This is a genomic window from Planktotalea sp., assembly GCF_039984035.1.
In the GTDB taxonomy this organism is placed as follows: Bacteria; Pseudomonadota; Alphaproteobacteria; order Rhodobacterales; family Rhodobacteraceae; genus Planktotalea.
The window spans coordinates 1-3,546 of sequence record NZ_JBDWVM010000213.1 but is presented as its reverse complement, the minus strand read 5'-3'; the positions used below and the strand labels follow the sequence as shown (position 1 = coordinate 3,546).

The following is a 3,546-nucleotide window of genomic DNA, read 5'->3' as shown; positions in this document are numbered from 1 at the left end:
CCGCTGAAAGCACCAGAGGGCGATCCACATGGGCTTGGCCAGTTCTTCTTGCTGATTGATCCAGCGGCCAGCGGAGCCTTCTTTGATCGCCTTGAGGCGCTCGCCGCTGCTGTCGGGGAAGATCACGGCGCGCGTATGCCGGGACAAAACAAGCAATTGCAAGACCCTGTAGAGGTCCCGGGCGCGCTTTGGGATCAGATGATTGCGCTCTCAAAAGGGCCGCTCACGTAGTCGTTAAGTGAAAGTGAGCGAGGACTGCGCCAGATAAGACGGATGACTCGTATTATCACTTTGGCGCTTATCGCCTCGCTCTTCGCTGCTCCTGCCGTTCATGCAGGGCAAATTTCGTTTAGCAAGTCCTGGAAAGAGCAAAAGTTCTCGCTCTTTTCCAAGAACAAATACAGTTTCAAAGGCAGCACGCTTGGGGTGGCCTCGAACGGGTCCGTCTCAATGGCCTATCGCGCTGTGCCTGAGGATCTGTGGTCCAGCAGCAAGGCAACATGGCGCTGGGCAGTGGATCAATCCGTGCCCGCGACTGACCTGCGCAAAAAGGGCGGCGATGACCGCAACCTTGCTATGTACGCAGTGTTTTTGCCAGAAGCCGAAGCGCAAAGCCTGAAAGGCGCGAATATCCGTAAGCTACTGAGTTCAGACGCCGCGCGTGTGCTCGTCTATGTCTGGGGCGGCAACAACGGCCGGGGCAAAGTGCTCGATAGTCCATATCTTGGATCACGTGGCAAAACGATTGTCCTGCGCGATGCGGGTACGGGCAGCCATAGCGAGACCGTTGATTTCGCAGCGGACTACAAACGCGCGTTTGGCGGTGCCAAAGGGGCCTTTGTCGGGATCGCCGTTTCCGCCGATAGCGACGATACGGACACATCGGTCAAGGGCACGATTTCAAACCTGACCGTGAATTAAGCCTGCTGCGTGAGGTAAACACCTGCAGCCATTAACGCGATTCCGCCCGCTCTCGTCATAGAGAGCGGGTTTATTTGTGCGCCGAACAACCCAAAATGATCAATCGCAGCTGCGCTAATCAACTGGCCGAGCAGCACAAAAAAGACCGCGTTCCCCACGCCGAACTTGGGCGCAATAAACGTGATCGTCAGCACATAAAAGGCGATTAGCATCCCCGCGAGAAACAAATGTTTGGGCGCCTCTGCGATGCTATTTTGCGGCTTAAACCCCCCGATCAAGAAGACGAGCAAAGCGCTGGAAAAGGCGACAGCAAACAAAATCACGGACGCCGCCACGGGCGAGCCGATGCGCCCACCAAGCGCTGCGTTGAGCGCTGCAAGGATCGGAATACCGATTCCCGCGCAGAGCATGACAAAAGCATAGGATGAGGTCGGCATGATCAAAAGTCCCTGTAAAAGTGCGCCTACATCAACGCATGCAAGGTAAGCGGGTGCAAGGCGAAGTTAACATGGCAGAGGAGTGGCAAATTCAATTCTGACGCTGCACTTCAGACTTTTCCCCGCCACAAAGTCTCCCCAATTGGCTACTAGTTATGAACGGACCCGAGGAGCTTTGAATGATCAGTCGGGGATGTGATGAAGCATGACAGGGAAGACCAAAATGTCAGAAACGTTGTATTCAGAGACGATCCAAACCGCGCGCCGCGAGAAGCTTGAGAGCTTCTTGCAGTTTGTCGAAACAGAGCGTGCAGATATCCAATCCCAGCGGGTTGAAGAACAGCCGGTCGAAGTGGCCGCGCCTGACACGCTCGCGACGGTGATTGCTTCAGATCAAACGCACCACTTTTCCGGCGCATGGAAACACTTCGCGATGCTGCTGACCTTCGGCGGCGCTATTGGACAAAAAATGTAGCATTCGCTGTTGCGATTTCCTTACCAGAGGGCTCCGCGTACATGGTGGCCCTCGTAAACAAGAGCGATTTCCCCGCTCGCACTATTTCCGCTTCACATCTGACATGAGTTCCAACGCCTGGACGCAAAAATTGCGTGTCGAGGTTGGTTGTTGCGACGGGCTTTGGGCCGCCGTAGTGGGAAAAACAAGCAAACACCATGATCGTATCGGCCATCGCGGCGAGCGCTTGGCCAGACAGAATATCCCCCATCCGCGTGGTTTCTGGCGTGATGGGCATGGTGGCTGTGGCTTTGCCGTTTGAGATATCGGTGAAGGTCAAATCCAGCGCGCGCACCCAAGGCGCGAAGTTCTCATCCAGAAAGGCTTGGGCCTCAATCGGTGTCATAGGTGCCTCTGCGATAGGTAGGGTGCGTGATACCACGCACCTTACGTTTGGGGCGGCGTGCTTTGCAATGTTGGGTTATGCGTGGATGAAATCTACGTTGGAATTGCTGCAAGATGTTAAGATGTCATCGCGTCCAGATATTTCTTCTAGCCGTTCCAAAAACGAAGTATCGTAAGCGTAATTAGCTTCATGTCGAGCAACTGTTTCAAAAAATCTCTGGGGATCACTTAAAATAAGAGCGCTTCGATAGAACCCGTGTAGGTGGAACGGTTCTCTAGTGGGTTCTACAAGAAAACCTGTCAACTTTGAATCATCCAAGAATTTTCTCAAATCAGCTACAGCATCAATTTTGAAACTTGAAAGTTCGACAATTAGGTCATCGACTGAAGCGGTGTTGTTCCTGATTTCCGCCCGTTCAGGCAATGCGTTTCTCGCGAGAAAATCAACAAATATTTCCGTAAGAGCAATTTTTGAAATTGAGTCTCCATCGAAATCTTCATTTTTTGTCTTGAGACCCTCAACATAAAGTTCTGCTTCGACTACTATGTTAGAAAATTCCTTATCGAGTAGCTCAAGAGCGCCGGAAAGGATCATCAAGCGTCTTTGCAATTCAACTGGAAGAGTATTTTTTCCTTTGTAGTTTTGCTTATGCTCAATTTGAGCCCAAGTATGTTCCAACGCAGTTCTTATTTGAATCTCAAATGGCAGATAGCAGATATCAGAATATTCGGGAACTTGGCTTCTAGATTCCCCCAAAGAACAAACTAAATGCAGCGATCTGTAGCCGACCGTATCAATAGATTTCTTTCTCTTATCGACACAATGTTCTTCGATTACGTCGAATGTTGCCCGTAGCGCGTCTTCGACTTTTTTTACATCTTTTTCTAGAAATACTGTTACGCGAAAACCAACAAGATCTGTTAGTTGTTCTATTGGAGAAGTATAGTTCTTTTGACTAATTTTACTCGTTGCCGATTCTACTGTTTTTATTCTGTGCGACAATTCCAGTGTGTCGATACCTGACTTTTGCAACTGATGTTGCACAATAGATTTCGCCGAAATTTCAAGTCTTTGATGTAACGGTTTGAGAGATTTCAATTCATCAATGATTTTTTGATTAGAACTCAAACATCCAACTCCTCAACAAACTGCGCATTCTCCTGAATGTACTCAAACCGTTTCTCAGGCTTCTTGCCCATCAAACGCTCCACCAGATCACTTGTTTCGCCCGGTTCGTCCTCGTCAATCGTCACGCGGATCAACTTGCGGGTTTCGGGGTTCATCGTGGTGTCTTTCAAATCCTTCGCGTCCATCTCGCCCAGACCCTT

5 protein-coding genes and 2 pseudogenes are annotated in these 3,546 nt (G+C 50.4%); 3 read left to right on the top strand and 4 right to left on the bottom strand.

Going from position 1 to position 3,546, the window contains the following annotated elements; all coding sequences use genetic code 11:
* Together ABJQ89_RS09770 and ABJQ89_RS09765 are read left to right on the top strand one after the other, a co-directional pair.
* Positions 1 to 231 (top strand): annotated as a pseudogene (locus ABJQ89_RS09770) (Ldh family oxidoreductase); the annotation flags it as partial.
* 42 nt (positions 232 to 273) lie between these two features.
* Positions 274 to 921, top strand: coding sequence for a DUF3047 domain-containing protein (locus ABJQ89_RS09765; protein WP_348496055.1), 648 nt, complete (start codon positions 274 to 276; stop codon positions 919 to 921).
* Here ABJQ89_RS09765 and ABJQ89_RS09760 read toward each other — a convergent pair.
* Positions 918 to 1,358 (bottom strand): DMT family transporter, encoded by a 441-nt coding sequence (locus ABJQ89_RS09760; RefSeq protein ID WP_348496054.1) that lies wholly within the window; start codon positions 1,356 to 1,358, stop codon positions 918 to 920. The genes ABJQ89_RS09765 and ABJQ89_RS09760 overlap by 4 nt on opposite strands.
* A 223-nt stretch (positions 1,359 to 1,581) precedes the next feature.
* Between ABJQ89_RS09760 and ABJQ89_RS09755 the strand changes: the two genes are divergently transcribed.
* Complete coding sequence (locus ABJQ89_RS09755; protein WP_348496053.1) at positions 1,582 to 1,833, top strand: hypothetical protein; 252 nt, start codon at positions 1,582 to 1,584, stop codon at positions 1,831 to 1,833.
* Here ABJQ89_RS09755 and ABJQ89_RS09750 read toward each other — a convergent pair.
* The 3 genes and pseudogenes from ABJQ89_RS09750 to ABJQ89_RS09740 all read right to left on the bottom strand — a co-directional run.
* Entirely contained in the window at positions 1,814 to 2,218 is a 405-nt protein-coding gene (locus ABJQ89_RS09750; RefSeq protein ID WP_348496052.1) for a PaaI family thioesterase, read from the bottom strand. The two genes, ABJQ89_RS09755 and ABJQ89_RS09750, sit on opposite strands and share 20 nt — an antisense overlap.
* Before the next feature lie 75 nt (positions 2,219 to 2,293).
* Complete coding sequence (locus tag ABJQ89_RS09745; RefSeq protein WP_348496051.1) at positions 2,294 to 3,346, bottom strand: RelA/SpoT domain-containing protein; 1,053 nt, start codon at positions 3,344 to 3,346, stop codon at positions 2,294 to 2,296.
* Positions 3,343 to 3,546, bottom strand: a pseudogene (locus tag ABJQ89_RS09740) (DNA topoisomerase IV subunit B); the annotation flags it as partial. The gene ABJQ89_RS09745 and the pseudogene ABJQ89_RS09740, both read right to left, overlap by 4 nt.